Source organism: Nocardia sp. NPDC005978 (assembly GCF_040614455.1).
Lineage (GTDB): Bacteria > Actinomycetota > Actinomycetes > Mycobacteriales > Mycobacteriaceae > Nocardia.
The window spans coordinates 52,445-76,219 of the sequence record NZ_JBEXUS010000025.1 but is presented as its reverse complement, the minus strand read 5'-3'; the positions used below and the strand labels follow the sequence as shown (position 1 = coordinate 76,219).

Below are 23,775 nucleotides of genomic sequence, written 5' to 3'. Positions count from 1 at the left end.
GCGACAGCGGGGGTGGTCCTGGCGGGGTTGGCTCTGCTGGTACTGGCGGGCTGGTGGGGTGCGCCCGGGGCGGGCGACGACGGGGCGGGGCGGGTAGCGACGCCCGCCGCGGCACGCGGGGACGCGACCACCCTCATCCATCCGGCGGTCACGGCATCGGACAGCGGGTCCGGCGCCGTGACCGCCACCATTCTGGGATTCATGATCGCCGGGGCGATGCTCGTCGGGCTGTTCTTCTACAGCCCGCGCGCGGTGCCCGTCCTGAGCCCGGGGCACTGGAGCACGCTCATGGCGAGCGTGCGGCCCCGGAAACAGCAGCGGCCCCGCCGAAGCGGGGCCGTCACTGTCAATGCCGTTCTAGGACAATGTTATTCGTCCATCGCCCCGGGGGCGGTCTTGGAGACCGTCATCAGGAACTCGGCATTGCTCTTGGTCTTCTTGAGCCGATCCACGAGCAGATCGATGGCCTGATGTGAATCCAGGCCCGAGAGCACGCGGCGCAGCTTGTGCACCACGCCCGCCTCGTCCGGAGACATCAGCAGATCGTCACGACGGGTGCTGGAGAGATTGACGTCGACCGCCGGGAACACACGCCGCTCGGCGATCTTGCGATCCAGCTTGAGCTCGGCGTTACCCGTGCCCTTGAACTCCTCGAAGATGACCGTGTCACCGGTGGAACCGGTCTCGACCAGCGCCGAGGCGATGATCGTGAGCGAGCCGCCGTTCTCGATGTTGCGGGCCGCGCCGAGGAACCGCTTGGGCGGGTACAGCGCGGTGGAATCCACACCACCGGAAAGGATTCGGCCCGACGCCGGGGACGAGTTGTTGTACGCGCGGCCCAATCGAGTGATCGAGTCGAGCAGCACCACCACGTCCTGCCCCATTTCCACCAGCCGCTTGGCGCGCTCGATGGCGAGCTCGGAGACGGCGGTGTGGTCGCCCGGCGGGCGGTCGAACGTGGAAGCGATGACCTCGCCGCGCACGGAGCGCTGCATATCGGTCACTTCCTCGGGACGCTCGTCCACCAGCACGACCATCAGGTAGCACTCGGGGTTGTTCGTGGCGATCGCGTTGGCGATGTCCTGGATGACCGTGGTCTTACCCGCCTTGGGCGGGGACACGATCAGCGCGCGCTGGCCCTTGCCGATCGGCATGATCAGATCGATGATGCGCGTGGTCAGCTTGTTCGGCTGGGTCTCGAGGCGCAGTCGCTGATTCGGGTACAGCGGGGTGAGCTTGTTGAATTCCGGTCGGCGCTTTGCGGATTCGACATCCGAGCCGTTGATGGAATCCAGGCGCACCAGCGGATCGAACTTCTGCCGCTGATTGCTCTGATCACCGTCGCGCGCCGCGCGCACCGCACCGGTGACAGCGTCACCGCGGCGCAGGCCGTTCTTGCGCACCAGGTTCATGGACACGTACACGTCGTTCGGGCCGGCCAGGTAGCCGGAGGTCCGCACGAACGCGTAGTTGTCGAGCACGTCGAGAATGCCGGCCACCGGCTGCAGGACGTCGTCCTCGCGGATCTCCAGCTCACGGCTCTCCCGGCTGCCGCCGGCGTCGCCCGCCACGCCGTCGCGGTCACGCCCGCGACGCCGCTCGCGGAAGCGGCGGCCCCGGCGGCCGCGGCCGCCTTCCTCGTCGTCGTCGGCGGCCGCGCGATTGCGATCGCGGTCGTTGTTGCCGCCGCGCGCGGTGCCGTTCTGGTTCTGCTGGTTCTGGCCGCCCGACTGCTGGTTGTTGCGGTCGCGACGACGCTCACCGCCCTCGGAATCCGACTTCTCGGCGGCTTCGGAGTTGGTGGCGGCGGCTTCGCCGGCGTTGCCGGATCCGCCCCGCTGCTCACGGCCACGGCGCTGGCGGCCCCGGCCGCGCTCGCCGCGTTCGCGGCCTTCCTCGCCGCCGTCGGCCCGATTGCCTTCGGCCTCTTCGCGCTTGGCCTCACGCGGCTCGGCGGACTTCTCCGGAGCGGACCCGGTACGCGCGGGCGCCTCGGCCTGCGTGCGGGTCTCCTCGGCCTTCGGGGCCGGGCTCTCGGTCTTCGCGTCGGCGTTATCGGCCTTCGCGGCAGGGGTCTCAACCTTGGCGGGAGCGGCCTCGACCACGGCGGACTCGCCCTTGGCCTTGGCGTCGGTGCGCTTGGCGGTGGACTTACCGCTTACCGCGCCGCCACTCACCACGGCCGACTTGGCCGATCCACCCGACTGATTTTCCTTGATGGCGGCGATGAGATCACCCTTACGCATTCCGGAAGTGCCTCGAATACCGAGTTCCCCCGCAAGCGCACGCAATTGCGGCAACAACATTCCAGTCAGCCCCGATCGTGCGATGTCAGTGTGTTCGCTCATCTTCGAAATCTGTCCGGATTCACTATCGCGATCCGAGGAGTTTGAATCACTTTCCACCCCGGGTGTCGCGAGCAGGTCCGTCTCTGTCACGGAAATCCTTTCCTTCCCTCGACCGCCGTGTGCCTGATCGAGGGTTCCTCCTGCAGTCCGGTCTGATGCCGGACTCGGATGCCGTATCGCCTGTCCCGCCGGATCGGTGGGGGTACCTCCGCGTGGGCCTGCCCACCGAGTGAAAAGGCGGGAGAGATCATCCCAGTTGACTGGCTACCCCCAAGTTTCGAGCCTCAAGCCTCGAGCCTGAGCAAGGAGCCTCTGGAGCGATTGCCCTAATGAAGCACCGGCGTCTGACGCGCACGATGTACGGACTCGCTCAGGATAGCTCCCGCCCTTTACATCGGCAAGGCAGGCACGCGGTCAATCCACCAGCACGCCGTCGGCGATGCCGGGTTCGAGAACCCGCAGGCCGTCGGCGATCGCGAGTTCACGCAGTTCCGCAGGGAATTCGCTGGTCCCGAGGGCCAAGACCGTCGGACCGGCGCCCGACACGGTGGCCGCCAGGCCCGCCGCGCGCAACCGTTCGATCCATTTCGTCGTCAGCGGCAGCGCCGAGGCGCGGTAGCCCTGGTGTAGCCGATCCTGGGTGGCGGCCATCAGCAGGTCAGGGCGCTGCGTCAAGGCGACTACCGACAGCGCCGCGCGACTCGCGTTGAAGGCCGCGTCGCCGTGCGGCACGGTCTCGGGCAGCAGGCCGCGGGTGTGCGCGGTGGAGGACCGCTCCTCGGGAATGAGCACGAACGGGCGCAACGACGGGTGCGGATCCAGCCGCACCGCGCGGTATACGCGCTGATGATGCTCGGCGGCGCCGTTGGGCTCGCCCCGATGTTCGGTTTCGGTCCAGGACACCACGATTCCGCCCAGAATGCTGGCGGACGCGTTGTCGGGGTGGCCCTCGAACTCCGAGGCCAGCTGCACCATGACGGCGTCGTCATAGGCCAGTCCGGCATCGAATTTCGCGGCCAGACCGCGGCCGGCGGCCAGACCGCCGACCACCGCCGAGGCGGAGGAGCCCATGCCCCGCGAATGCGGAATCACGTTGTGGCACACCACGTCCAGGCCGTCGGCCCAGACGCCCGCGGCCTGCAGGCCGCGCTCGATGGCGCGCACCACCAGATGCGAAGGGCCCCAGGGCACATCGTCGGCGCCCTCCCCCTCGACCCGGATGTTCAGCCCGGACTCGGTGGTGGACACCGAGATCTCGTCGTACAGCCCCAAAGCGATTCCGAGGGAATCGAAGCCCGGCCCCAGATTGGCACTGGACGCCGGGACCCGCACCGTGACCGAAATTCCGGCGGGCAGGGTGCGAGTCATCACCTGACTGTCGCGCGAATTCAACTCAGGCCAGCTCGAGTTCGCGGGCCACGGCCACGGGGTCGACATGGATGGGCTTGATCTCCGGCATGCCGGCCAGTGCGTTGTCCGGGTCCTTGAGGCCGTTGCCGGTCACGGTGCAGACCACGGTCAGGCCGGCGTCGAGCCAGCCTTCCGCGCGCGCGGCGAGCAGACCCGCGACCGAGGCGGCCGAGGCGGGCTCGACGAAAACGCCCTCGGTGGCCGCGACCAGGCGGTACGCCGCGAGGATCTCCTCGTCGGTGGCCGCGCGGAACGCGCCGCCGGACTCTTCCTTGGCGGCCACGGCCTGGTTCCAGGACGCGGGCGCGCCGATGCGAATCGCGGTCGCGATCGTCTCGGGATCCTTCACCGGGGCGCCGTTGACCAGCGGCGCGGCGCCTGCGGCCTGCACGCCGAGCATGCGCGGCAGCGAGGTGGTGACCCCGTCCGTGTAGTACTCGTTGTAGCCCTTCCAGTACGCGGTGATGTTTCCCGCGTTGCCGACCGGGAGCACGTGCACGTCCGGGGCCTTGCCGAGCACGTCGGCGATTTCGAAGGCGGCGGTCTTCTGCCCCTCGATCCGGTACGGATTGACCGAGTTCACGAGGCCGACCTCGGGGAATTCCGCGGTCACCTTGCGCGCGAGCTCGAGGCAGTCGTCGAAGTTGCCCTCGACCTGGATGATCTTCGCGCCCAGCATGACCGCCTGGGCCAGCTTGCCCATGGAGATCTTGCCCTGCGGGATCAGGACCGCGCAGGACATGCCGGCCCGGGTGGCGTACGCCGCGGCCGAGGCCGAGGTGTTGCCGGTGGAGGCGCACAGCACGGCCTTCTTACCGCTGGCCTTGGCCTCGGTCATGGCCATGGTCATGCCGCGGTCCTTGAAGGAACCGGTCGGGTTCGCGCCCTCGACCTTGAGGTACACCTCGCAGCCGGTCAGCTCCGACAGGTGTGTGGCGGGCACCAGCGGGGTGCCGCCCTCGAACAGCGTGACGGGCTCCCAGTCGGCGCCCAGCGGGAGCCGATCCCGGTACGCGGCGATCAGACCCGGCCACGGGGTGTGCGTGGCAGCTGTCGTACTCATTCCTCGGTGCCTTCCAATCTCAGAACACTGGTCACGGATGTGACGGAGTCCAGCTCGGCCAACGCGGCCACCGTATCGGCCAGCGCCGACTCCAGCGCGTGGTGGGTCACCACGACCAGGCGGGCGCCGATATCGTGCCCTTCCTGGCGAACCGTCGAAATACTGACCCCGTGCTTGGCGAATTCGCCCGCCACCGCTTCCAGCACACCGGCGCGGTCCGCGACCTGCATGTTCACGTGGTAGCGGGTGGGGGTGTCGCCGACTGCCGCGATCGGCAGCTCAGCATAGACCGATTCGCCGGGCGCACGGCCACCGTAGAACTTGTTGCGCGCCGCCATCACCAGATCGCCCATGACGGCCGAGGCGGTGGGCGCGCCACCCGCGCCCTGCCCGTAGAACATCAGGCGGCCGGCGTTCTCGGCCTCCACCACGACCGCGTTGAACGCGCCGCTGACCGAGGCCAGGGGGTGCTTGCGCGGGATGAGCGCCGGGTAGACGCGCACCGAGATGGATTCCTTGCCGCTCTCGTTGGTGACGCGCTCGGCCATGGCCAGCAGCTTGACCGTGCAGCCGACGGCGGCGGCGGTTTCCAGATCCTCGGAAGTGATCTTGGAGATGCCCTCGCGGTAGACGTCGGCCGAGGTCACGCGGGTGTGAAAGGCCACCGAGGCCAGGATCGCGGCCTTGGCGGCGGCGTCGTAGCCCTCGACGTCGGCGGTCGGATCGGCTTCGGCGTAGCCCAGGCGGGTCGCCTCGGCCAGCACGTCGCCGTAGTCCGCGCCGGTCTCGGCCATGGCCGAGAGGATGAAGTTGGTGGTGCCGTTCACGATGCCGACCACCCGGTTCACCCGGTCACCGGACAGCGACTGGATGAGCGGGCGCACGACCGGGATGGCCCCGGCCACGGCGGCCTCGAAGTACAGGTCGGCGCGATTGTTCTCGGCGGCGCCCGCGAGCTCGCCGGTGTAGTCGGCCAGCAGCGCCTTGTTGGCGGTGACGACGGACTTGCCCGCCTCGAGCGCCGACTTGATCAGAGCGCGCGCGGGGTCGATGCCGCCCATGACCTCGACCACGATGTCCACGTCGGCGCGGGCGACGAGCGCCTCGGCGTCGGTGGTGACGAGTTCGGGGGCCAGGCCGCGATCCTTGCTCGCGTCGCGCACGGCCACGCCGCGCAGCACGACGGGGGCGCCTACTCGGTTGGTCAGGTCATCGGCGTGCTCGCGAATGACGCGCACCACCTCCGTGCCGACCGTGCCCATGCCGAGGACCGCGATTCCGATCGGATGATCCGATCCCCACACGTCACCTTTGGTGCTGGCCACCTCGGTCATGCATTCACCTCCAAGCTGAGTAGGTCCTCCACCGTTTCACGGCGAAGAATCAAGCGCGCCTTGCCGTCTCGCACAGCGACCACGGCGGGACGCGTGAGCAGGTTGTAACGACTCGACATCGAGTAGCAATACGCGCCGGTCGCCGCCACCGCAACCAGATCCCCCGGGCCGACGTCGGCCGGGAGCCAGGTATCACGAATGACGATATCCCCACTCTCGCAATGCTTTCCAACAACACGGGCGACGACCGGGTTGGCGTCGCTGGATCGCGAAACCAAACGGCAGTCATATTCGGCCTGGTAGAGCGCGGGCCGGATGTTGTCGCTCATGCCACCATCGATGCTGACATAGCGACGGCGCAGGCCCGCATCCAGGACCACGTCCTTGGTGGTGCCGACCTCGTACAGGGTGACCGTGCCCGGCCCGGCGATGGCGCGGCCCGGCTCGACCGCGATGGTCGGCACCGGCAGGCCCGCGCGCTCGGCTTCCTCGGCGACGATGCGGCGCAGCTTGGCCGCGAAATCGTCCAGGGCCGGCGGATCGTCGTGCGGAAGGTACGAAATACCAAGGCCGCCACCGAGATCCAGCACGCTGATCTGCGCGGCGCGCTCGACGCCGAACTTGTCGACCGCCTCGCGCAGCAGGCCGAGCATGCGCCGGGTGGAGATCTCGAAGCCGTCGATCTCGAAGATCTGTGAGCCGATGTGCGAGTGCAGGCCCACCAGGCGGAGATTGTCGGACTCGAAGACCCGGGCGATGGCCTGCATGGCGTCGCCGCTGGCGATGGAGAAACCGAACTTCTGGTCCTCGTGCGCGGTGGAGATGTACTCGTGGGTGTGCGCCTCGACGCCGACCGTGACGCGCACCAGCACCTCGGCCACCTTGCCGGCCGCCTTGGCGACGGCCTCCAGACGGTCGATCTCGATCAGCGAGTCGAGCACGATGTGCCCGACCCCGGCGGCAACGGCAGCTTCCAGCTCGGGAACCGATTTGTTGTTGCCGTGCAACGCGATTCGCTCGGCGGGGAAGCCCGCGTGCAGCGCGACGGCGAGCTCGCCGCCGGAGCACACGTCCAGGTGCAGGCCCTCGTCGCGAATCCAGCGCGCGATCTCGCCGGACAGGAACGCCTTGGACGCGTAATGAACTCGCGCACCGGCGCCGAAGGCGCGCACCATGTCGCGGCAGCGCGAACGGAAGTCGTCCTCGTCGATGACGAACAGCGGGGTCGCGAACTCCGCGGCCAGCTCGTGCACCGGCACGCCGGCCAGCCGGACCACGCCGTCCTCGTCACGGGAAGCGTTGCGAGGCCAGACATTCGCGGGCAGTTCGATCATCTGCCGCGGATGTTCGGGCCGCTCGGGCAGATTCGGCGCGGGCGGGATGTCCGCGTGACGGGGACCGGCGGGATGGGCACTCATTACATACGCTCCGGAGCACTGACGCCTAGCAGGCCGAGGCCGTTGGCGAGAACCTGACGGGTGGCTTTGACCAGCTCGAGGCGGGCCGCGTTACGGGCACTGACGGGCTCGTCTCCCAGTGGGAGCACGCGCATGTCCTTGTCCGACTGGAATGGGTGGTACGCGCCGGCGAGTTCCTCCAGGTAGCGCACCACCCGGTGCGGCTCGCGCACCTCGGCGGCGGTGGCCAGCACCCGGGGGTATTCGCCGAGGGTGCGAATGAGCTCGCCCTCGCGATCGGCGGTCATCAGCGCGAAATCCGGTGCGACCGAGTCGAAGTCGAAGGACGCGGCATTGCCGATGATGTTGTTCGTGCGGGCGTGCGCGTACTGCACGTAGTAGAGCGGATTCTCGTTGTCGGCCTTGGTCCACAGGTCCAGGTCGATGTCGATGCTGGAGTTGACCGAGGAGCGCACCAGCGAGTACCGCGCGGCGTCCACGCCGATGGCCTCGACCAGATCGTCGAGGGTGATCACGGTGCCCGCGCGCTTGGACATCTTCACCGACGCGCCGTCCTTGACCAGATTCACCATCTGGCCGATGAGGACCTCGACGGTGTTCGGGTCGTCGCCGAACGCGGCCGCGGCGGCCTTGAGCCTGCCGATGTAGCCGTGGTGATCAGCGCCGAGCATGTAGATGCACAGGTCGAATCCGCGCGAGCGCTTGTTCTGGAAATACGCGATATCGCCGCCGATATAGGCGGAATTGCCGTCGCTCTTGATGACGACACGATCCTTGTCATCACCGTATTCGGTGGAGGCGATCCACCACGCGCCGTCCTTCTCGTACAGATTGCCCGAACCCTTGAGGGTGTCCAGGGCCTGCTCGACCGCACCGGAGGCGAACAGCGCGCTCTCGTTGAAATAGACGTCGAAATCCACGCCGAAGTCGTGCAGGTCCTGCTTGATCTGCGCGAACATGAGCTCGACGCCTTCGCGGCGGAACAGTTCGTGCCGTTCGTCCTCGGGCAGGTTCGGCGCCTCGGGGTGCGCGGCCACGACGGTGGCGGCGATGTCGCCGATGTACGCGCCGCCGTAGCCGTCCTCGGGGGTCGGCTGTCCGGTGGCCGCGGCCACCAGCGACTTGGCGAAGCGATCGATCTGCGCGCCGTGGTCGTTGAAGTAGTACTCCCGGGTCACCGCCGCGCCCTGCGCGGACAGGATCCGGCCCAGCGCGTCGCCGACCGCGGCCCAGCGGGTGCCGCCCAGATGGATGGGCCCGGTCGGGTTGGCGGAGACGAATTCGAGGTTGATCTTCTGTCCGCCGAGCGCGTCCGCGGTGCCGTACTTCGCCCCCGCGGTGAGAATTTTCTCGATGATCGCGCCCTGGGCCGCCTTCGCCAGGCGAATGTTCAGGAACCCCGGGCCCGCGACCTCGGCGACCTCGATGCCCTCGGCCTGGCCGAGCGCCTCGGCCAGCAGCGTGGCGAAATCGCGGGGGTTGATTCCCGCCTTCTTGCCTACCTGCATGGCCACATTCGTGGCATAGTCACCGTGCTCGGGGTTGCGGGGACGCTCCACCTTGACCTCGTCGGGCAGGACCGCAGGGTCGGATCCACGTTCGACAAGTACCTTCGCAGCGGTTGCGCGAAGGAGATCTGCAAGGTCAGCTGGAGTCACGAGTAACTATCCTATGGTCTGAGCAGGTGAACGCCGCGAGCGGGCACCTACCGGGCAGGCGCCCAGCAAACGATGCGGCCGCATCGTTTGATTGTCCGACACGTCGAAGAGAGCACAACGAGCTATGCCGAGCAGGACCAGTGCCAAGTCGGCCAAGGCCGTGAAGGCCGCGGGCAAATCCTCGCGTTCCGGCCGCAAGGGCGGGAACGGAAAGCTGCCCAGCAACCGAACCATTCCCTGGATGACGATCGCCGCCGTGGTGGTGGTGCTGGGTCTCGTCGGCGGTATCGCCGCGTTCCTGGTGCCCAAGTACCACGCCCGCGAGGAGCTCAAGAACCCGTCGGCGTACATCGACGGCATCGTCAAGAAGGACTATCCGGCGGGTCTGCACGTGGCGGCCACCCAGCGGGTGGCCTACGACCAGTCGCCGGCCTTCGGCGGCCCGCACGACGGTTCGTGGGCGAACTGCATGGGCACGGTGTACGCCAAGGCGATTCGCACCGAGAACGCCGTGCACTCGCTCGAGCACGGCGCGGTCTGGGTCACCTACAACCCGGACAAGGTCGATTCGGCGGCCGTCGAGACCTTGAAGAAGAAGGTCGAGGGCAAGCCGTACTCGCTCATGTCGCCGTACCCGGGCCTGGATTCGCCGATCGCGCTGCTGGCGTGGGGTCATCAGCTGAAGCTGGACTCGGCCGACGATTCGCGGGTGGATCAGTTCATCAAGGATCTGCGCCTGAACGAGAACACCTACCCCGAGGTCGGTGCGAGCTGCGCGAACCCGACGTTCGACACCGAGAATCCGCCGGCGTTCGACCCGAGCGCGCCCGGCCCCGACGCGGTGCCGATGGACGGTAAGGGCCTGACCCAGGATCCGACCGAGCTCGGTGGCGGCGGCGCGAGCCCGTTCGGCAACGGCCTGTCCGGCATTCCGGGACTGGAGACGGTCCCGGGCCTCGAGAACATGCCCGGTGGCGTGCCCGCGATTCCCGCGCCCACCGACGGCCCGACCCAGCCCGCCGAGCCGGTCGAACCGGCTCCGGCGCAGTAATGCCGCCGCCCTTGCTCGCACACGAGGACTCCGGCGACCACGAACCGACGGCTCCCCTGCGGGAGCCGGCCCGGAACCAGCGGCCCGCGCTGCTGGTGCTCGGGGTGATCGCGGTCGTGCTGCTGGGGTTCGCGGCGGGACTGCTGGTGGGAAACCGGGACACCGCCGCGGCCGCGGGATCGGTGGATATCGGCTTCAGCCAGGACATGTCGGTGCATCACGGGCAGGCGGTGGAGATGTCCGCCATCGCGCTGGCCGGTTCCGATGATCCGGCGATCAAGCGACTGGCCTACGACATTCTCACCACGCAGCAGAATCAGGCCGGGCGCATGCAGGCGTGGCTGTCGCTGTGGGGCGAGCCGCTGCTGCCGGCGGACGGCTACATGGGCTGGATGAGCGAGGCGAGTTCGCATCACGGTGGCGGGCAGCACACGGGCTCGGTCCCGTCCATGCCCGGCATGGCCTCGGATCAGGAACTCGCGACCCTGCGCACGGCCACCGGCCCGGCGCTGGACAAGCTGTTCCTGCAACTGATGCTGCGCCACCACCAGGGCGGCATGCCGATGATCGAGTACGCCGCCCAGCGCGCGGACACCGATCAGGTGCGGAACCTGGCGGGCACCATGGCGAAAACCCAAGCCAGCGAATCGCAATTGATGACCCAGATGCTCGCCGAGCGCGGCGCGACCCCGCTCCCGATGAACTGACGCGCACGCAAGACGCCGGCCGGGCGTCGCAAAACGCCCGGTCCGAAAAGCTTTTTGGCCCAGCGCACCCGATGCGCTACGCTTTCGGAGCCCACTTGGAAGCTCGAAGGTCCAGGAGGGTCTACCCCGCCCTCGTAGCTCAGGGGATAGAGCGTCTGCCTCCGGAGCAGAAGGCCGCAGGTTCGATTCCTGCCGAGGGCACCGGATGGTAAGGCCCCGATCATGTTTCATGATCGGGGCCTTACTCGTTTCCGGGGGTGGGGCCACCGCCCGGGACACACACCCGCCGGTGTCACCACGAGGACGTTTCATTGCGGCTCGCGGGACCGACAGAGCGGTATGTTTCTGGACATGTCGGACATCGAGGCGGTGCGTGCGCAGCGGTCCACGCGGCCGTCGCCGCGCCGGCGGTCCGGGTTCGTCACCGCGACCGCGCTGGCGGCGGCGATCGTGAGCTCGCCGGTCTCGGCCCGGCCCGCGGCCGCGACCCCGGTGGTGGACGACTCCCCCGACCTCTCGTTCTATTCCGCGCCGGACGACCGGATTCCCGGGCCGCCCGGTTCGATAATCCAGATCCGGGCCGTCATCGACGATCCCGCGCTGCCGAACGCGCGAAACTATCTGCTGCTGTACCGATCCGTCGATATGCACGGCATGCCGGTGGCCGTCTCGGGCACCGTGTCGGTGCCGCAGGGCAGCCCGCCGCCGGGCGGGTGGCCGCTCATCTCCTGGGCGCACGGCACCACGGGCGTGGCCGATGTCTGCGCGCCGTCGCTGGACTCCTCGGAGCTGTATCCCGCGCACGACTACACCGCGCTGGTGCGCCGGGTGCAGGCGCGCTGGATCGCCGCGGGGTACGCGGTCGCGCAGACCGACTATCAGGGGCTGGGCACCCCGGGCCCGCACGGCTATCTCATCGGGACCGCCGAGCAGCGCGCGGTGACCGATATGGCCCGCGCCGCACGCGAACTCGAACCCGAGATCGGCAAACGCTGGGTGGCCATGGGTCATTCGCAGGGCGGGCAGGCCGCGATCTTCGCCAATGCCCAGGCGCAGGAGTGGGCGCCGGAGTTGCGCCTGCTGGGCGCGGTCGCACTGGCCCCGGCCTCACACCAGGGCGTGGGGCTGCAGGCGGCGCAGCTGGCGACGGTGGCCGGGATTCCCAGCGCGGGCGCTTCGCTCGCGGGCGAGTCGACGGCGTTCCTGCCCTTGATCATTCGCGGCGCGCAGACCGTCGCCGACATCGACCCGGGCAGATTCCTGACCGCCCACACCACGGCGATGGTCTCGCTCGCGGACGCCAGTTGCATCGGCGGGCTACGCAACCCGCAGGCGTGGGGCGGCCTGGCCATGAACGAGGTCTTCGATAGCGAGGGCGATATGAGCGCGCTGACCCGCGTGCTCGATGAGAACGATCCCAGCGCACTGACTTTCACCCGGCCGCTGCTGGTGCTGCAGGGCCGCGACGACACCGTGGTGCCGGCGGTCGCGACCGATTCCCTGGTGGCGAAACAGCGCCTGGCGGGACAGCCGGTGCAGTATCGCGGCTACGCGGGCGCGGATCATCGCGCCGTGCTGGAGGCGTCCTACGACGACGCGCTGCTGTGGGTGAACGCGCGCTTCGCGGACTGAATCCCGGCCGGCCGCAATCGATACAGCAGCAACAGGCCCGCCGCGCAGCCGAGGGTGATGGCCAGCGCCGCCCAGCCGGGCGTCGCCGAGACCGCGCCCGTCGGATCCCGATACCAGCGCGGCGAATAGGCGATGCGCCCGAAACTGCTGCCGCGCAACGCGATCACCAGACACGGCACCACCAGCGCGCTCAAGGCCACCACCATGCTGGTCGGCGCCACCGGGGCGGGCCCGGCGAAGGCGTAGCCCATGAGCAGACCGAGCGCGGTGATGCCGACGATGGGAATGACCGCGTCCGAGTGCGCGTGATCCGCCGTCAGCGCGGCGAACAGGGCCAGCAGTCCGGTCCCGGCGAAGGCCGGCCACGGGGAGAACCCGCGCCTGCCGAGGTAGAACCCGAGCAGCACGCCGCCGATCTGCATCAGCGCGCTCCAGTCCGGCCGCGGCACCGTGAAGATGGCGCTGCCGGAATTGGTGACCGCGACCGCCAGCAGCACGTAGCGGCCGTCCCGCCCGGGCAGCAGCAGCGCGGCGAGCAGGGCCGCGACCAGGGTGACCGCCGCCGCGAGGACGATGTTCGGCACCGTGCCGGGTCCGCGCACGAACCACTCGGTGGACAGTGCGGTGGCCATCACCAGCACCAGTGCGGCCAGAATCGGGGCGATGGGCAGGTCGGCGGTCTCGGTCTCGGCGTCGTCGGCCGGACGCTGCACGCTCACCCCGGCCGCCAGCGCCACGACCGCGATCAGCAGGAGCCAGACCGGCGGGGTGCCGACCGAGAGCCACTCGGTGAAGGTGGGTTCGCCACCGGACTCGGGCAGCGAGGTGAGGTCCCCGAACAGAATCGCGCCCAGCGCGCCGACGAGGAAGGCCGTCGAGGTGATCCGCCGGCCGCACACGGCCACCCCGAGCGTGCCGAGCAGCAGCCCGCCGAAGATCGAGTCGATGTAGTTGACGGTGATGAGGGTGCCGGTGAACGAGGAATTCAGATTCCACAGGTGATCGGCGAGCAGGATCGTCGCCGAGCCCAGGGACATGAGCCAGGCCGCCCGGCGGCCCAGGGCCACCGCGAGCGCGGCCGCCACCACCGCGAAAATGGCCCCGGCCGCGGCGGCACGGGGCATGTTCAGCACCAGCATGTCCAGTTCGAGGGGGCCGCCGTCATCGGACCACGCGAGATCGAGCGGGGCCATGAGCAACAAACCGGCGACTATCGCGCCGAGAAAGGCGGACGCGACCTCGGCTAGACCTGCGTATCGGCGTAGATCAGGCACGACCGCCATATCCATCGGATACTCCAACGCGGACTTCGCGCCCATATCGTCACCTCTCATCGGTGATGCGACGCTTATCGCGCTACAGCATTTCGAGCAGCTAACTGGTCTCGAGGTTAACAGCCGGTGCCCATACCGGAGAGGGCGAGTGAAATTGCCCACACCTATCGAGAGTGCCGCTGCGCTGCGAAAACACCGAAGAACCGACCGGCGCACCGAGGCGGACGTCACGGTCGGTCACACACGGGGGCCGTGCTTCGCACGGCGTCGCCGACGCGCGATTCAGGCGCAGCGGTAGCGGAAGGTCGCGATCGCGGTGATGCCGGGGACCACGCTCACCTGCTGAACCGGGTCGCCGTCGACCGCGCAGCCGGACAGTTCGCCCGCCCGGACCCGGTAGCACCCGGCGCCCGCCGGAACGGTGGCCGCGCCGGTGGCATCGGTGGTGACGGCGGGCAGGGCGGGACCGCCCGCGCACGGGGTGATGTCGGCGGTGACGCCCGCGATCGGGAACTGTTCGGGGCCGTACACCGCGCGCACCTGCACGCCGGTGTCCACGGCGGGTGGCTGCGCGGCGGCGAGCGGAGCGGCCACCAGCGGAGCGGCACAGACGGCGAGAACGAACAGCGTGCGGCGCACGGGCACTCCTTCGGATCGAGCAGGGGCGAATTCGCCCTCGCGCCAATATATGTGGCGGCGGCCCCGGGGCGGTGCGGCACACGCGTTCCGGGGGCCGGTGCGCACTCGCGCGGATCCCGCCGGGCCACAACCGTTGTGGCGTAAGGTGCGGGCAGTTCATGCCAGGACGATCGAAGGAACCCGATGACCCTGCCGCCCGGCGGACAACCGCATGCCCCCGCCCAGGACGCCGAGCGCTCCACCGGAACCGGGAACGGCGGGCGCAGACCACTGCTCATCGGCCTGCTGGTGGCCGCGGTCGTGGTGGTGGGCGGCGGTGTCGCCGCGACGCTGGCGCTGACCGGGAAGTCCGATCCCTCCGCCGCCGAGCAGATCGATTCCGCGATTCGCGACTTCTACGGCACCCTGTCCGCGGAGGGCCCGTCGGTGGCGGTCGAGAAGGCGTGCGCCGCCGATCGCGCCGAGTTCGCCGCGCTGCCCGACGCGCAGAAGGTCGCCGCCGATCGCGGCAGGTTCACGATTCGCATCGTCGGCGTTGCCGATATCGCGATCGCCGCGGAAACCGCGACCGCGCAGATGACCGGCGCGCTCGCGCTGGCCGGCGCCGAGGACAAGACCACCACCGCCACCGAGCATCTGCGCCTGGAATCGGGCTCCTGGAAGGTCTGCTCCGCGGACGGCAAGTAGCGGGCCGAAGGCGAACCCGCACAGCCGAATCAGGCCCCCACGGCGAACCGTGGGGGCCTGATCTCTCCAGAGCGAGCGGCGGGAGTCGAACCCGCGTATACGGCTTTGCAGACCGCTACCTGGCCACTCGGTCACACCCGCATCGTCATCAATAATGACCTACGCCAATGTGATTGCCCAGGGTTGCGATCACCGTGATTTCAACGCGCTCACGGCGCGGGCGGCGGCTCCGGCGCGGGCGGCGGGGGCACCTCGGGACCCGGCGGGGGCGGCGGCGCGTCCGGGGCGGGCTCGGGCGCCGGGGGCGGAGGCGGCGGGGCCACGGTCGTGGTGGGCAGCGTGGTCGCCGATTCGGCGATCGCGTCCGGACCCGGGGGGTTGGCATCCGCGCGCGGCGGGGCGACCGGGTCGATGCTCGGGTTGGAACAGGTCGCGCCCGGTTCGGGATGGGTGAAGTCGTTGACCCGCAGCGCGGTGATGAAGTGCTCGATGCGCTCGTCGTGCGGATCGGCGAGTTTGAGCTGATGGCCCCAGGACTGCAGCGAGATGGGGGTGGTCAGACCCGGGTACGGCGACATGAACATGTAGGGCTTGTTCACGACCAGGGTCTTGAGCACCGCCTGCCCGGTGGAGTCGAGGGTCTCCGGGTTGTAGGTGATCCACACCGCGCCGTGTTCGAGCGAGTGCACCGCGTTCTCGTTGCGCACCGCGACCGCGTACTCGACACCCGTGCACGGCAGCCAGGAGCTGTCGTGCGGGCCGCCGAAGGGCGGGGACTGGGTGTAGGCCACCCGTTGCTGCCCGGTCACGTGCAATCCGGCCGGGTAGTCCTTGCGCACGATGCCCGGGATCCGCTCGGAAGGATCCCGGTCGCCCTTGGTCGGGGCGAATTCGCTTGCGCCCGCTGCGATGTCGTCTTCCGCGGCGGCCGATCGCTGCAGCGACCAGACGATGACGCCCACCGATAGCAGCAGGGTCGCCGCGGCCAGCCCGAGGATCTGGGTGCGTCGATTGCGCTGAGGTGGCTGGGAGTTGGGGAAGGGCACCATGTAGGGACCCGGTGCGGAGTCGGATTGCGGGTCGGACGGGTTGATCACGTACTGCCTCCTGTTCGCGCGCAACAGTACGACACCGGATCGGGCTCGGTGCGGCGGAGTTTGCCCGGATCGCGTGCGATGATCGATGTCATGTCTCGGCCACGTCCCCTGCCACTGGATCCGATCGAGGAGGCACACCGCCAGTGGACCGAACACGGCTGGGGTGAGGTCGCCGACGGGATGGCCGCGGTCACCTCGCTCGTGCGCGCGCAGCAGATCGTGATGGCCCGGGTCGACGAGGCGCTCAAACCGTCGGGGCTGACCTTCTCGCGCTACGAGCTACTCATGCTGCTGGGGTTCAGCAAAACGGGCGCGCTGCCGATGGCGGTGGCCAGTGCGCGCCTGCAGGTGCACCCGACCAGCGTCACCAATACGGTCGACCGACTCGAAGCGGCGGGCCTGGTGAAGCGGGTGCCGCACCCGAGTGACCGGCGGGCGACGCTCATCGAGATAACCGATGCCGGAAGGGAATTGGTAGCCAAGGCCACCACCCAGCTGAACCGGCAGGTCTTCGCCAGCACGGGCCTGGCGCCGGATCGTTTACAGCTGCTGCTGCAATTGCTGGCCGAATTCCGGCAGACCGCGGGTGACTTCGACAGCGGTGGCTCGCCCACCCGGTGGGCCGGGCAGTAACCCTCCAGCATCCGAGCAGCCAATTTCCTGCGTCATAGTCTTGGAATCGGGCCGCAAAGGGTTCACCATGGAGGCCATGGTGCTGGTCCTCGGGGTGTCCGCCGGCGCGGCCGGTGCGCGCGCCATGCTGACCCATTCCGATCAGCCCCATCTGCCACCCATCGATCGGTGCGAGGTCGATCGCCGTGCGGGCGGCGCCCTGGAGGAGGGCGTCTTCGAAGCCATTCGCCTCATGCGCAAATCCGCGGCCCGGCGCGACGAGTTCATCACCGGCATCGCGGTGACCTGCCGCTGTTCCGCGCACGCCGAGGCGGTGCGCACCACCGCGGGCCGCAATCGCCTGACCGTCATCGACGAACCGGTCGCGCAACTGCGGTATCTGCGCTTCACCGGCAGGCTGCCCACCGAGGGCTCGATCCTGCTCTACGACCTGGGCGCTTCGGGGCTGACCCTGACCCAGATCGACTGTCGCACCGACGCGATCCTGGCCACCAAACGCAGTCCGGTGCTCAGCGGCGACGGGCACGACGCCCTGTTGCGGTGGCAGCTGGTGCGCAGCGGCGTCACCGTGGATCTGGGGACCAGCCGCCGCTACAAGGAGGCGCTGGCGGGCGAGCGGGTCATCACGGTCCAGGATCCGGTGACCGGGCAGCGCGCGGTGCTGACCCGCAGCGATTTCGCGGATCTGGTCTCGGCGGGCGTTCACCATTCGGCCTCGTTCGTGCGGCAGATGGTCGAGGAGACCGGCGTGCATCCGACCGGGCTGGCGCTGCTCGGCGGCTGCTCGCGCAGCCGGAGCATTCGCGACGGCCTCGAGCAGCAGCTGGACCTGCCCCTCATCTACGACCCCGAGCCCGAGTTCGTCTCCACCCGCGGCGCGGTGCTGCTGGCCGCCGAGCGCCCCTCGGCCCGGCGCGTGCGCAGCGTCCGATTCAACCCCGTGCCCGCGCTGCGCGCTCAGGTCGAGGCTCCGGTGTCCCGGCGCAAGCTGGTGGCCGCCATCGCCGTCACGGCCACGCTGGGGGGCACCATCGCGGGCGCCCTGGCGCTGGACAGGGCGGGCGAGCAGCAGGACAAGCCGCCGACGGTGGAGGTGGTCGGCCCGCCCAAACACGGCTGAGCCGACCGAAATACCCGATTCGCATGAATTAGCCTGTCCAGCAGGCTTTACAGCCGGTGGCCGATTTCCGAAAGGGAGTTCCGCAGACACGAACGTCCCGCCATCCGGGTGGATGGCGGGACGCCGGTGGGGTTTTCGAGCCTACTTGTGACCGAAGTTGGCGGGCCGCTTCTCGACGAAGGCGTTCATGCCTTCCTTCTGATCCTCGGTGGCGAAGAGCGAGTGGAAGACGCGACGTTCGAAGCGCAGGCCCTCGCCGAGGGTGGTCTCGAAGGAGCGGTTCACCGCCTCCTTCGCGATCATGACCGACGGAAGACCCATGCCCGCAATGGTTTCGGCGACCTCGAGGGCGGTGGCGACCAGGTCGGCGGCGGGCACGATGCGCGAGACCAGGCCCGCGCGCTCGGCCTCCTCGGCGTCCATGTTGCGGCCGGTGAGGATGAGGTCCATGGCCTTGGCCTTGCCGACGGCGCGGGTCAGGCGCTGCGAGCCGCCCATGCCGGGGATGACGCCGAGCTTGATCTCGGGCTGCCCGAACTTGGCGGTGTCGGCCGCGAGCAGCAGATCGCACATCATGGCCAGTTCGCAGCCGCCGCCCAGGGCGTAGCCGGCGACCGCGGCGATGATCGGCTTGCGGAACGCGGCGAGGCGATCCCAGCCCGCGAAGTGGTCGGTCAGGAACATGTCCATGTAGGACTTGCTCTGCATCTCCTTGATGTCCGCGCCCGCCGCGAAGGCGCGCTCGGACCCGGTGAGCACGACCGCACCGATCTCGTTGTCGTTCTCGAGCTCGTCGAGAGCGGCCGAGATGTCGGCCAGGACCTGCGAGTTCAGCGCGTTGAGGGCCTTCGGCCGATTGAGCGTGATGAGCGCGACGCGCCCCTTGCGCTCGAGCAGAATGGTCTCGAAGTCACTCACGCGTTGTCTCCTCCAGATCGCTTACGGATATCGGTGACGATAGCCGAGAAATCCTTGCCCGCTTCGTCCTGGTTGAAGCGGTTGTAGATCTCGGCGGCCAGCAAACCGATCTGTCCGTCGACACCGTTGGCCTGCAACGCGTTCGCCGCCAGGCCCAGGTCCTTGGTCATGAGCGCGGTCGCGAAACCCGGCTTGTAGTCGTTGTTCGCCGGGCTGGTCGGCACCGGACCGGGCACCGGGCAGTACGAGGTCAGCGCCCAGGACTGTCCCGAGGCGGTGGAGACCACGTCGAAGAACTTCTCGTTGGTCAGGCCGAGCTTCTCCCCCAGCACGATGGCCTCGGACAGCCCGATCATGGAGATGCCCAGGATCATGTTGTTGCAGACCTTGGCGGCCTGGCCGACGCCCGCGCCGCCGCAGTGCACGACCTTGCCGCCCATGACCTCAAGCAGCGGCAGGGCGGTGGCGAAATCGGCTTCGGCGCCGCCCACCATGAAGGTGAGGGTGCCCGCCGCCGCGCCGGCGACGCCGCCGGAGACGGGTGCGTCCAGCGCCCGGTGTCCCGCGGCCACCGCGAGTTCGGCCGCGGCCTTGGCGTCGTCGACGTCGATGGTGGAGCAGTCCACGAAGAGCGTGCCCGGCTTCGCGGCCGCCAGCACGTCGCCGTAGAGGTCGAGCACGATGCGCCCGTTGGGCAGCATGGTGATCACGACGTCCGACTCCGCCACGGCCGCGGCGGGTGTGGCGACGACGCTCGCGCCGTCGGTGCGCGCCTGGTCCTGCGCGGCGGGCACGGGGTCGTAGGCCAGGACCTCGTATCCGGCCTTGACCAGGTTGGCGGCCATCGGGCCGCCCATGTGGCCCAGTCCCAGGAATCCGACCTTGGTGTTCTCAGTGCTCACGCTTGTTCCTTTGTTGCGGCCGAACCCAATTCGCGATCCCCGAGCGCACCGAAGTACGCGTCCACCGCGGCGGCGGTGACCTCGGCCAGGGTCGCGGGCGACCACTGTGGATTGCGATCCTTGTCGATGACCTGGGCGCGGATGCCCTCCACCAGGTCGTGAGTGCTCAGCGCGGCGGCCGAGACCCGGTACTCCTGATCGAGCACCTCTTCGAGATTCGCGGCGGTGCGGGCGCTGCGCAGCGAGCGCAGCGTGACCTTCAGCGCCACGGGCGATTTGGCGAGCACGTCCGCGGCGGCCTTGGCCGCTTCCGGCGTGTCGGAGGCGCGCAGGCGCTCGACGATCTCCTCCACCGTGTCCGCCGAATAGCAGGCGTCGATCCATTCCCGCTGCGCCACGAACTCCGAAACCGGGGCCGGCTGCGCGAATTTCGCGATGGCCACGTCCACGTCGTTGGTGTGCAGCGCCTCCAGCAGGGCCGGAATGTGCTCGGACGGCACGAAGTAGTCGGCGAAACCGGCCGCCACCGCGTCCCCGGCGCTCATGCGCGCGGTGGTGAGCGCGATGTGCGTGCCGATCTCGCCGGGCGCGCGCGCGAGCAGGTAGGTGCCGCCCACGTCGGGAACGAACCCGATGCCGGTCTCGGGCATGCCGACCATGGAGCGTTCGGTCACGACCCGGTGGCTGGCGTGCCCGGACAGGCCCACGCCGCCGCCCATGACGATGCCGTCCATGATGGCGACGTACGGCTTGGGGTAGGCGCCGATCAGGGCGTTGAGGATGTACTCGTCACGCCAGAACCTGCCGCTGGGCGAATCGGCGGCGATGTAGGCCGAATCACCTTCGGCCACAGCGTGCTTCGCGTCGTTGTGGATGGCGACGATGTCCCCGCCCGCACACAGCCCGCGCTCGCCCGCACCGGTGAGCACCACGGTGCGCACCTCGTCGTCGGCCGCCCAGGCCCGCAGCGCGTCCAGAATGATCAGCGCCATCGAATGATTGAGGGCGTTGATGGCACGCGGCCGATTCAGCGTGATCAGGCCGAGCCCGTCGCGCTTGTCGATGAGCACCTCGGCCTCGGGTGTTCCCACTGTTTCGCTCATGCCGCTCCTACCACCGAGCGGGCGACTACCACCCGCATGATCTCGTTCGTGCCCTCCAGAATCTGATGCACCCGCAGGTCGCGGACGATCTTCTCGATCCCGTATTCGGCCAGGTAACCGTAGCCACCGTGCAGTTGCAGGGCCTTGTTGGCCACGTCGAATCCGGCGTCGGTGGCGAACCGTTTCGCCATCGCGCAGAGCTCCACCCGGTCGGGTGCGCCGGCGTCCAGGGCGGCCGCCGCGCGCCACAGCAGGGTGCGCGCGGCCTCCAGGGAGGTGCGCATGTCGGCCAGGTCGAATTGCAGGGCCGTGTTGTCCAGCAGCCGCGCGCCGAAGGCCTTGCGCTGGGCCATGTAACCGACGGTCCTGTCCAGGGCGAACTGCGCGCCGCCGAGCGAGCAGGCCGCGATGTTGAGCCGCCCGCCGTTGAGCCCGTTCATGGCGATGCGGAAACCGTTGCCCTCCGCGCCGAGCAGATTGGCGGCGGGCACCCGGGCCTCGTCCATGATGACCGCGCGGGTGGGCTGGGCGTTCCAGCCCATCTTCTTCTCGTTCGCGCCGAAGGACAGCCCGGGGGTGTCGGCGGGCACGATGAACGCCGAAATGCCCCGCGCGCCTTCGTCTCCGGTGCGCGCCATGACGATGTACACGTCGGTGCTGCCGGCGCCGGAGATGAATTGCTTGACGCCGGTGAGCAGATAGTCCTCACCGTCGCGAACGGCCCTGGTGCTCAGGGCCGCCGCGTCCGAGCCGACACCGGGTTCGGTGAGCGCGTAGCTGGCCAGCAGATCCATGGAGGTCAGGCCCGGCAGCCACCGATTGCGCTGCGCCTCATCGCCGTAACTGTCGATCATCCACGCCGCCATGTTGTGGATGGAGATGTAGGCGGCGATGGCGGGGCAGCCGGTGGACAGCGCCTCGAAGATCCGCACGGCGTCCAGCCGGCGCAGCTCCGAGCCGCCCACGTCCTCGCGGACGTAGATGCCGCCCAGGCCGAGCTGCCCGGCCTTGCGCAGCACATCGATCGGGAAGTGCTTGCGCTCATCCCAATCCAGCGCGTCGGGGGCGAGCAGCTCGTCGGCAAAGGCGCGGGCGGTCTGCACGATCGCCTGTTCGTCTTCGTCGAGTGTGAACATCGATCAGTCCATGGTCGGGATGACGAACGCGTTGGACTCCTTGAGACCGGAGGGCCAGCGCTGAGTGACGGTCTTGGTCTTGGTGTAGAAGCGGATCGAGTCCGGGCCGTGCTGGTTCAGATCGCCGAAGCCGGAACGCTTCCAGCCGCCGAAGGTGTGGTACGCGATCGGCACCGGGATCGGCACGTTGATGCCGACCATGCCGACCTGCACGCGGGCGGCGAAGTCGCGGGCGGTGTCGCCGTCGCGGGTGAAGATGGCGACGCCGTTGCCGTACTCGTGCTCGTTCGGCAGCCGCAGGGCCTCTTCGTAATCCTTGGCGCGCACGATGGTGACGACCGGGCCGAAGATCTCTTCCTTGTAGATGCGCATGTCCGCGGTGACATGGTCGAAGAGCGTTGCCCCGGCGAAGAATCCGTCCTCGCCGCCCTCGACCACCAGACCGCGGCCGTCGATGACGAGTTCCGCGCCCTCGTCGACGCCGATCTGCACGTAGCTGTTCACCCGATCCACGCCGTCCTGGCCGACGAGCGGGCCGAAGTCCGCGCCCGGGTCGTCGGAGGCGCCCACGTTGAGCTTCTCCACGCGCTCGATGAGCTTGGCGCGCAGGCGATCCGCGGTCTCCTCGCCGACCGGCACCGCGACCGAGATGGCCATGCAGCGCTCACCGGCCGAGCCGTAGCCCGCGCCGACCAGCTGATCGGCGACGTCGTCGAGATCGGCGTCCGGCATGACGATGGCGTGGTTCTTCGCGCCGCCGAAGCACTGGGCGCGCTTGCCGTTCGCGGTGGCGGTCTCGTAGATGTACTGCGCGATCGGGGTCGAGCCCACGAAGCCGACGGCCTTGATCCGCTCGTCGTGCAGGATCGTGTCGACGGCTTCCTTGTCGCCGTTGACGACGTTGAACACGCCCGCGGGCAGCCCGGCCTCGAGGAACAGCTCGGCGAAGCGCAGCGGCACCGACGGGTCACGCTCGGAAGGCTTGAGCACGAACGCGTTTCCGCACGCGAGCGCGGGCCCGGCCTTCCACAGCGGGATCATGGCCGGGAAGTTGAAGGGCGTGATGCCCGCGACCACGCCGAGCGGCTGGCGCATGGAGTAGACGTCGATGCCGGTGCCGGCGCTCTCGGTGTATTCGCCCTTGAGCAGATGCGGTATGCCGGTGGCGAATTCGATGACCTCGAGCCCGCGCTGGATATCGCCCTTGGCATCCGGGATGGTCTTGCCGTGCTCGCTGGACAGCAGCGCGGCGAGCGAATCCATCTCGTCCTGCACCAGGGTCAGGAACTTCATCAGGACGCGGGCCCGCTTCTGCGGATTGAACGCGGCCCACTCGCGCTGCGCTTCGGCGGCGTTGGCGATGACGGCCTCGACCTCGGCCTTGCTCGCCAGCGGTACGCGCGCCTGCACCTGTCCGGTGCTGGGGTTGAACACGTCCTTGAAGTTGCCGGAGGCGCCGGGGACGTGCTGTCCGCCGATGAAGTGGGTGAGTTCGCGAACCATGCCAGTCCTGTCTCGAATCGCCGCCGTCGCATGGCCGAGGGCCGATGCCGGCGCCGCACGCGAATCGCGCGGTGCTAGGCCACCATATAGTTGGACATCCAAGTATTTCCAGAGTGTTTGCTGTGTCGGATATCACCTGGAC

Annotated in this window: 20 protein-coding genes and 2 tRNA genes; 7 read left to right on the top strand and 15 right to left on the bottom strand. The window is 69.0% G+C overall.

Going from position 1 to position 23,775, the window contains the following annotated elements; translation table 11 throughout:
• Positions 1-368 precede the first annotated feature (368 nt).
• The 6 genes from rho to argS all read right to left on the bottom strand — a co-directional run bounded on the left by rho (position 369) and on the right by argS (position 9,231).
• A complete protein-coding gene (gene rho, locus ABZ319_RS14360; RefSeq protein WP_354986831.1) occupies positions 369-2,438 on the bottom strand; it encodes a transcription termination factor Rho in 2,070 nt (689 codons plus the stop codon).
• Positions 2,439-2,762: 324 nt separating this feature from the next.
• A complete protein-coding gene (gene thrB / locus ABZ319_RS14355; RefSeq protein ID WP_354986830.1) occupies positions 2,763-3,716 on the bottom strand; it encodes a homoserine kinase in 954 nt (317 codons plus the stop codon).
• 25 nt (positions 3,717-3,741) lie between these two features.
• Entirely contained in the window at positions 3,742-4,821 is a 1,080-nt protein-coding gene (gene thrC / locus ABZ319_RS14350) for a threonine synthase (RefSeq protein WP_354986829.1), read from the bottom strand.
• Entirely contained in the window at positions 4,818-6,155 is a 1,338-nt protein-coding gene (locus tag ABZ319_RS14345) for a homoserine dehydrogenase (RefSeq protein ID WP_354986828.1), read from the bottom strand. Before ABZ319_RS14345 ends, thrC begins: the two co-directional genes overlap by 4 nt.
• Entirely contained in the window at positions 6,152-7,573 is a 1,422-nt protein-coding gene (gene lysA / locus ABZ319_RS14340) for a diaminopimelate decarboxylase (protein WP_354986827.1), read from the bottom strand. Before lysA ends, ABZ319_RS14345 begins: the two co-directional genes overlap by 4 nt.
• On the bottom strand, positions 7,573-9,231 hold the full coding sequence (gene argS / locus ABZ319_RS14335; RefSeq protein WP_354986826.1) for an arginine--tRNA ligase: 1,659 nt from the start codon (positions 9,229-9,231) through the stop codon (positions 7,573-7,575). Before argS ends, lysA begins: the two co-directional genes overlap by 1 nt.
• A 124-nt stretch (positions 9,232-9,355) precedes the next feature.
• Between argS and ABZ319_RS14330 the strand changes: the two genes are divergently transcribed.
• The 4 genes from ABZ319_RS14330 (at position 9,356) to ABZ319_RS14315 (ending at position 12,621) form a co-directional block, all read left to right on the top strand.
• Complete coding sequence (locus ABZ319_RS14330; RefSeq protein ID WP_354986825.1) at positions 9,356-10,282, top strand: DUF3105 domain-containing protein; 927 nt, start codon at positions 9,356-9,358, stop codon at positions 10,280-10,282.
• Positions 10,282-10,989 (top strand): DUF305 domain-containing protein, encoded by a 708-nt coding sequence (locus ABZ319_RS14325; protein WP_354986824.1) that lies wholly within the window; start codon positions 10,282-10,284, stop codon positions 10,987-10,989. Before ABZ319_RS14330 ends, ABZ319_RS14325 begins: the two co-directional genes overlap by 1 nt.
• A 128-nt stretch (positions 10,990-11,117) precedes the next feature.
• Positions 11,118-11,190: transfer RNA gene (locus ABZ319_RS14320), tRNA-Arg, on the top strand.
• Between the two features lie 150 nt (positions 11,191-11,340).
• Positions 11,341-12,621: a lipase family protein gene (locus ABZ319_RS14315; protein ID WP_354986823.1), complete on the top strand. Its 1,281-nt coding sequence runs from the start codon at positions 11,341-11,343 to the stop codon at positions 12,619-12,621.
• Here ABZ319_RS14315 and ABZ319_RS14310 read toward each other — a convergent pair.
• Both ABZ319_RS14310 and ABZ319_RS14305 read right to left on the bottom strand, forming a co-directional pair.
• Positions 12,576-13,940 (bottom strand): hypothetical protein, encoded by a 1,365-nt coding sequence (locus ABZ319_RS14310; RefSeq protein ID WP_354986822.1) that lies wholly within the window; start codon positions 13,938-13,940, stop codon positions 12,576-12,578. The two genes, ABZ319_RS14315 and ABZ319_RS14310, sit on opposite strands and share 46 nt — an antisense overlap.
• Before the next feature lie 237 nt (positions 13,941-14,177).
• Positions 14,178-14,534: a hypothetical protein gene (locus tag ABZ319_RS14305; RefSeq protein ID WP_354986821.1), complete on the bottom strand. Its 357-nt coding sequence runs from the start codon at positions 14,532-14,534 to the stop codon at positions 14,178-14,180.
• 183 nt (positions 14,535-14,717) lie between these two features.
• On the opposite strand from ABZ319_RS14305, the gene ABZ319_RS14300 reads away from it, so the two are divergent.
• Positions 14,718-15,221, top strand: coding sequence for a hypothetical protein (locus ABZ319_RS14300; protein ID WP_354986820.1), 504 nt, complete (start codon positions 14,718-14,720; stop codon positions 15,219-15,221).
• Between the two features lie 70 nt (positions 15,222-15,291).
• On the opposite strand, the gene ABZ319_RS14295 is transcribed toward ABZ319_RS14300, so the two are convergent.
• Both ABZ319_RS14295 and ABZ319_RS14290 read right to left on the bottom strand, forming a co-directional pair.
• Positions 15,292-15,362 (bottom strand) — tRNA-Cys (locus tag ABZ319_RS14295).
• A 68-nt stretch (positions 15,363-15,430) separates the two neighbouring features.
• The gene (locus ABZ319_RS14290) at positions 15,431-16,318 is read right to left on the bottom strand and encodes a DUF3105 domain-containing protein (RefSeq protein ID WP_354986819.1); all 888 of its coding nucleotides are present in this window, start codon (positions 16,316-16,318) and stop codon (positions 15,431-15,433) included.
• Positions 16,319-16,408: 90 nt separating this feature from the next.
• On the opposite strand from ABZ319_RS14290, the gene ABZ319_RS14285 reads away from it, so the two are divergent.
• Positions 16,409-16,951: a MarR family transcriptional regulator gene (locus ABZ319_RS14285; protein ID WP_354986818.1), complete on the top strand. Its 543-nt coding sequence runs from the start codon at positions 16,409-16,411 to the stop codon at positions 16,949-16,951.
• A 67-nt stretch (positions 16,952-17,018) separates the two neighbouring features.
• Positions 17,019-18,071 carry a hypothetical protein gene (locus ABZ319_RS14280; RefSeq protein ID WP_354986817.1) on the top strand — a complete coding sequence of 351 codons (1,053 nt, stop codon included), beginning with the start codon at positions 17,019-17,021 and terminating at the stop codon, positions 18,069-18,071.
• 141 nt (positions 18,072-18,212) lie between these two features.
• Here ABZ319_RS14280 and ABZ319_RS14275 read toward each other — a convergent pair whose 3' ends face one another.
• Genes ABZ319_RS14275 through ABZ319_RS14255 form a run of 5 tightly spaced genes read right to left on the bottom strand, consistent with a single transcriptional unit; the run spans position 18,213 to position 23,633 of the window.
• Positions 18,213-18,989, bottom strand: a complete 777-nt coding sequence (locus tag ABZ319_RS14275) for an enoyl-CoA hydratase (RefSeq protein ID WP_354986816.1) — start codon at positions 18,987-18,989, stop codon at positions 18,213-18,215.
• Entirely contained in the window at positions 18,986-19,891 is a 906-nt protein-coding gene (gene mmsB / locus ABZ319_RS14270; protein WP_354986815.1) for a 3-hydroxyisobutyrate dehydrogenase, read from the bottom strand. The genes ABZ319_RS14275 and mmsB overlap by 4 nt, the downstream gene beginning before the upstream one ends.
• The gene (locus ABZ319_RS14265; RefSeq protein WP_354986814.1) at positions 19,888-20,994 is read right to left on the bottom strand and encodes an enoyl-CoA hydratase/isomerase family protein; all 1,107 of its coding nucleotides are present in this window, start codon (positions 20,992-20,994) and stop codon (positions 19,888-19,890) included. The genes mmsB and ABZ319_RS14265 overlap by 4 nt, the downstream gene beginning before the upstream one ends.
• Positions 20,991-22,130: an acyl-CoA dehydrogenase family protein gene (locus ABZ319_RS14260; protein ID WP_354986813.1), complete on the bottom strand. Its 1,140-nt coding sequence runs from the start codon at positions 22,128-22,130 to the stop codon at positions 20,991-20,993. Before ABZ319_RS14260 ends, ABZ319_RS14265 begins: the two co-directional genes overlap by 4 nt.
• Before the next feature lie 3 nt (positions 22,131-22,133).
• On the bottom strand, positions 22,134-23,633 hold the full coding sequence (locus ABZ319_RS14255) for a CoA-acylating methylmalonate-semialdehyde dehydrogenase (protein ID WP_354986812.1): 1,500 nt from the start codon (positions 23,631-23,633) through the stop codon (positions 22,134-22,136).
• Positions 23,634-23,775 lie beyond the last annotated feature (142 nt).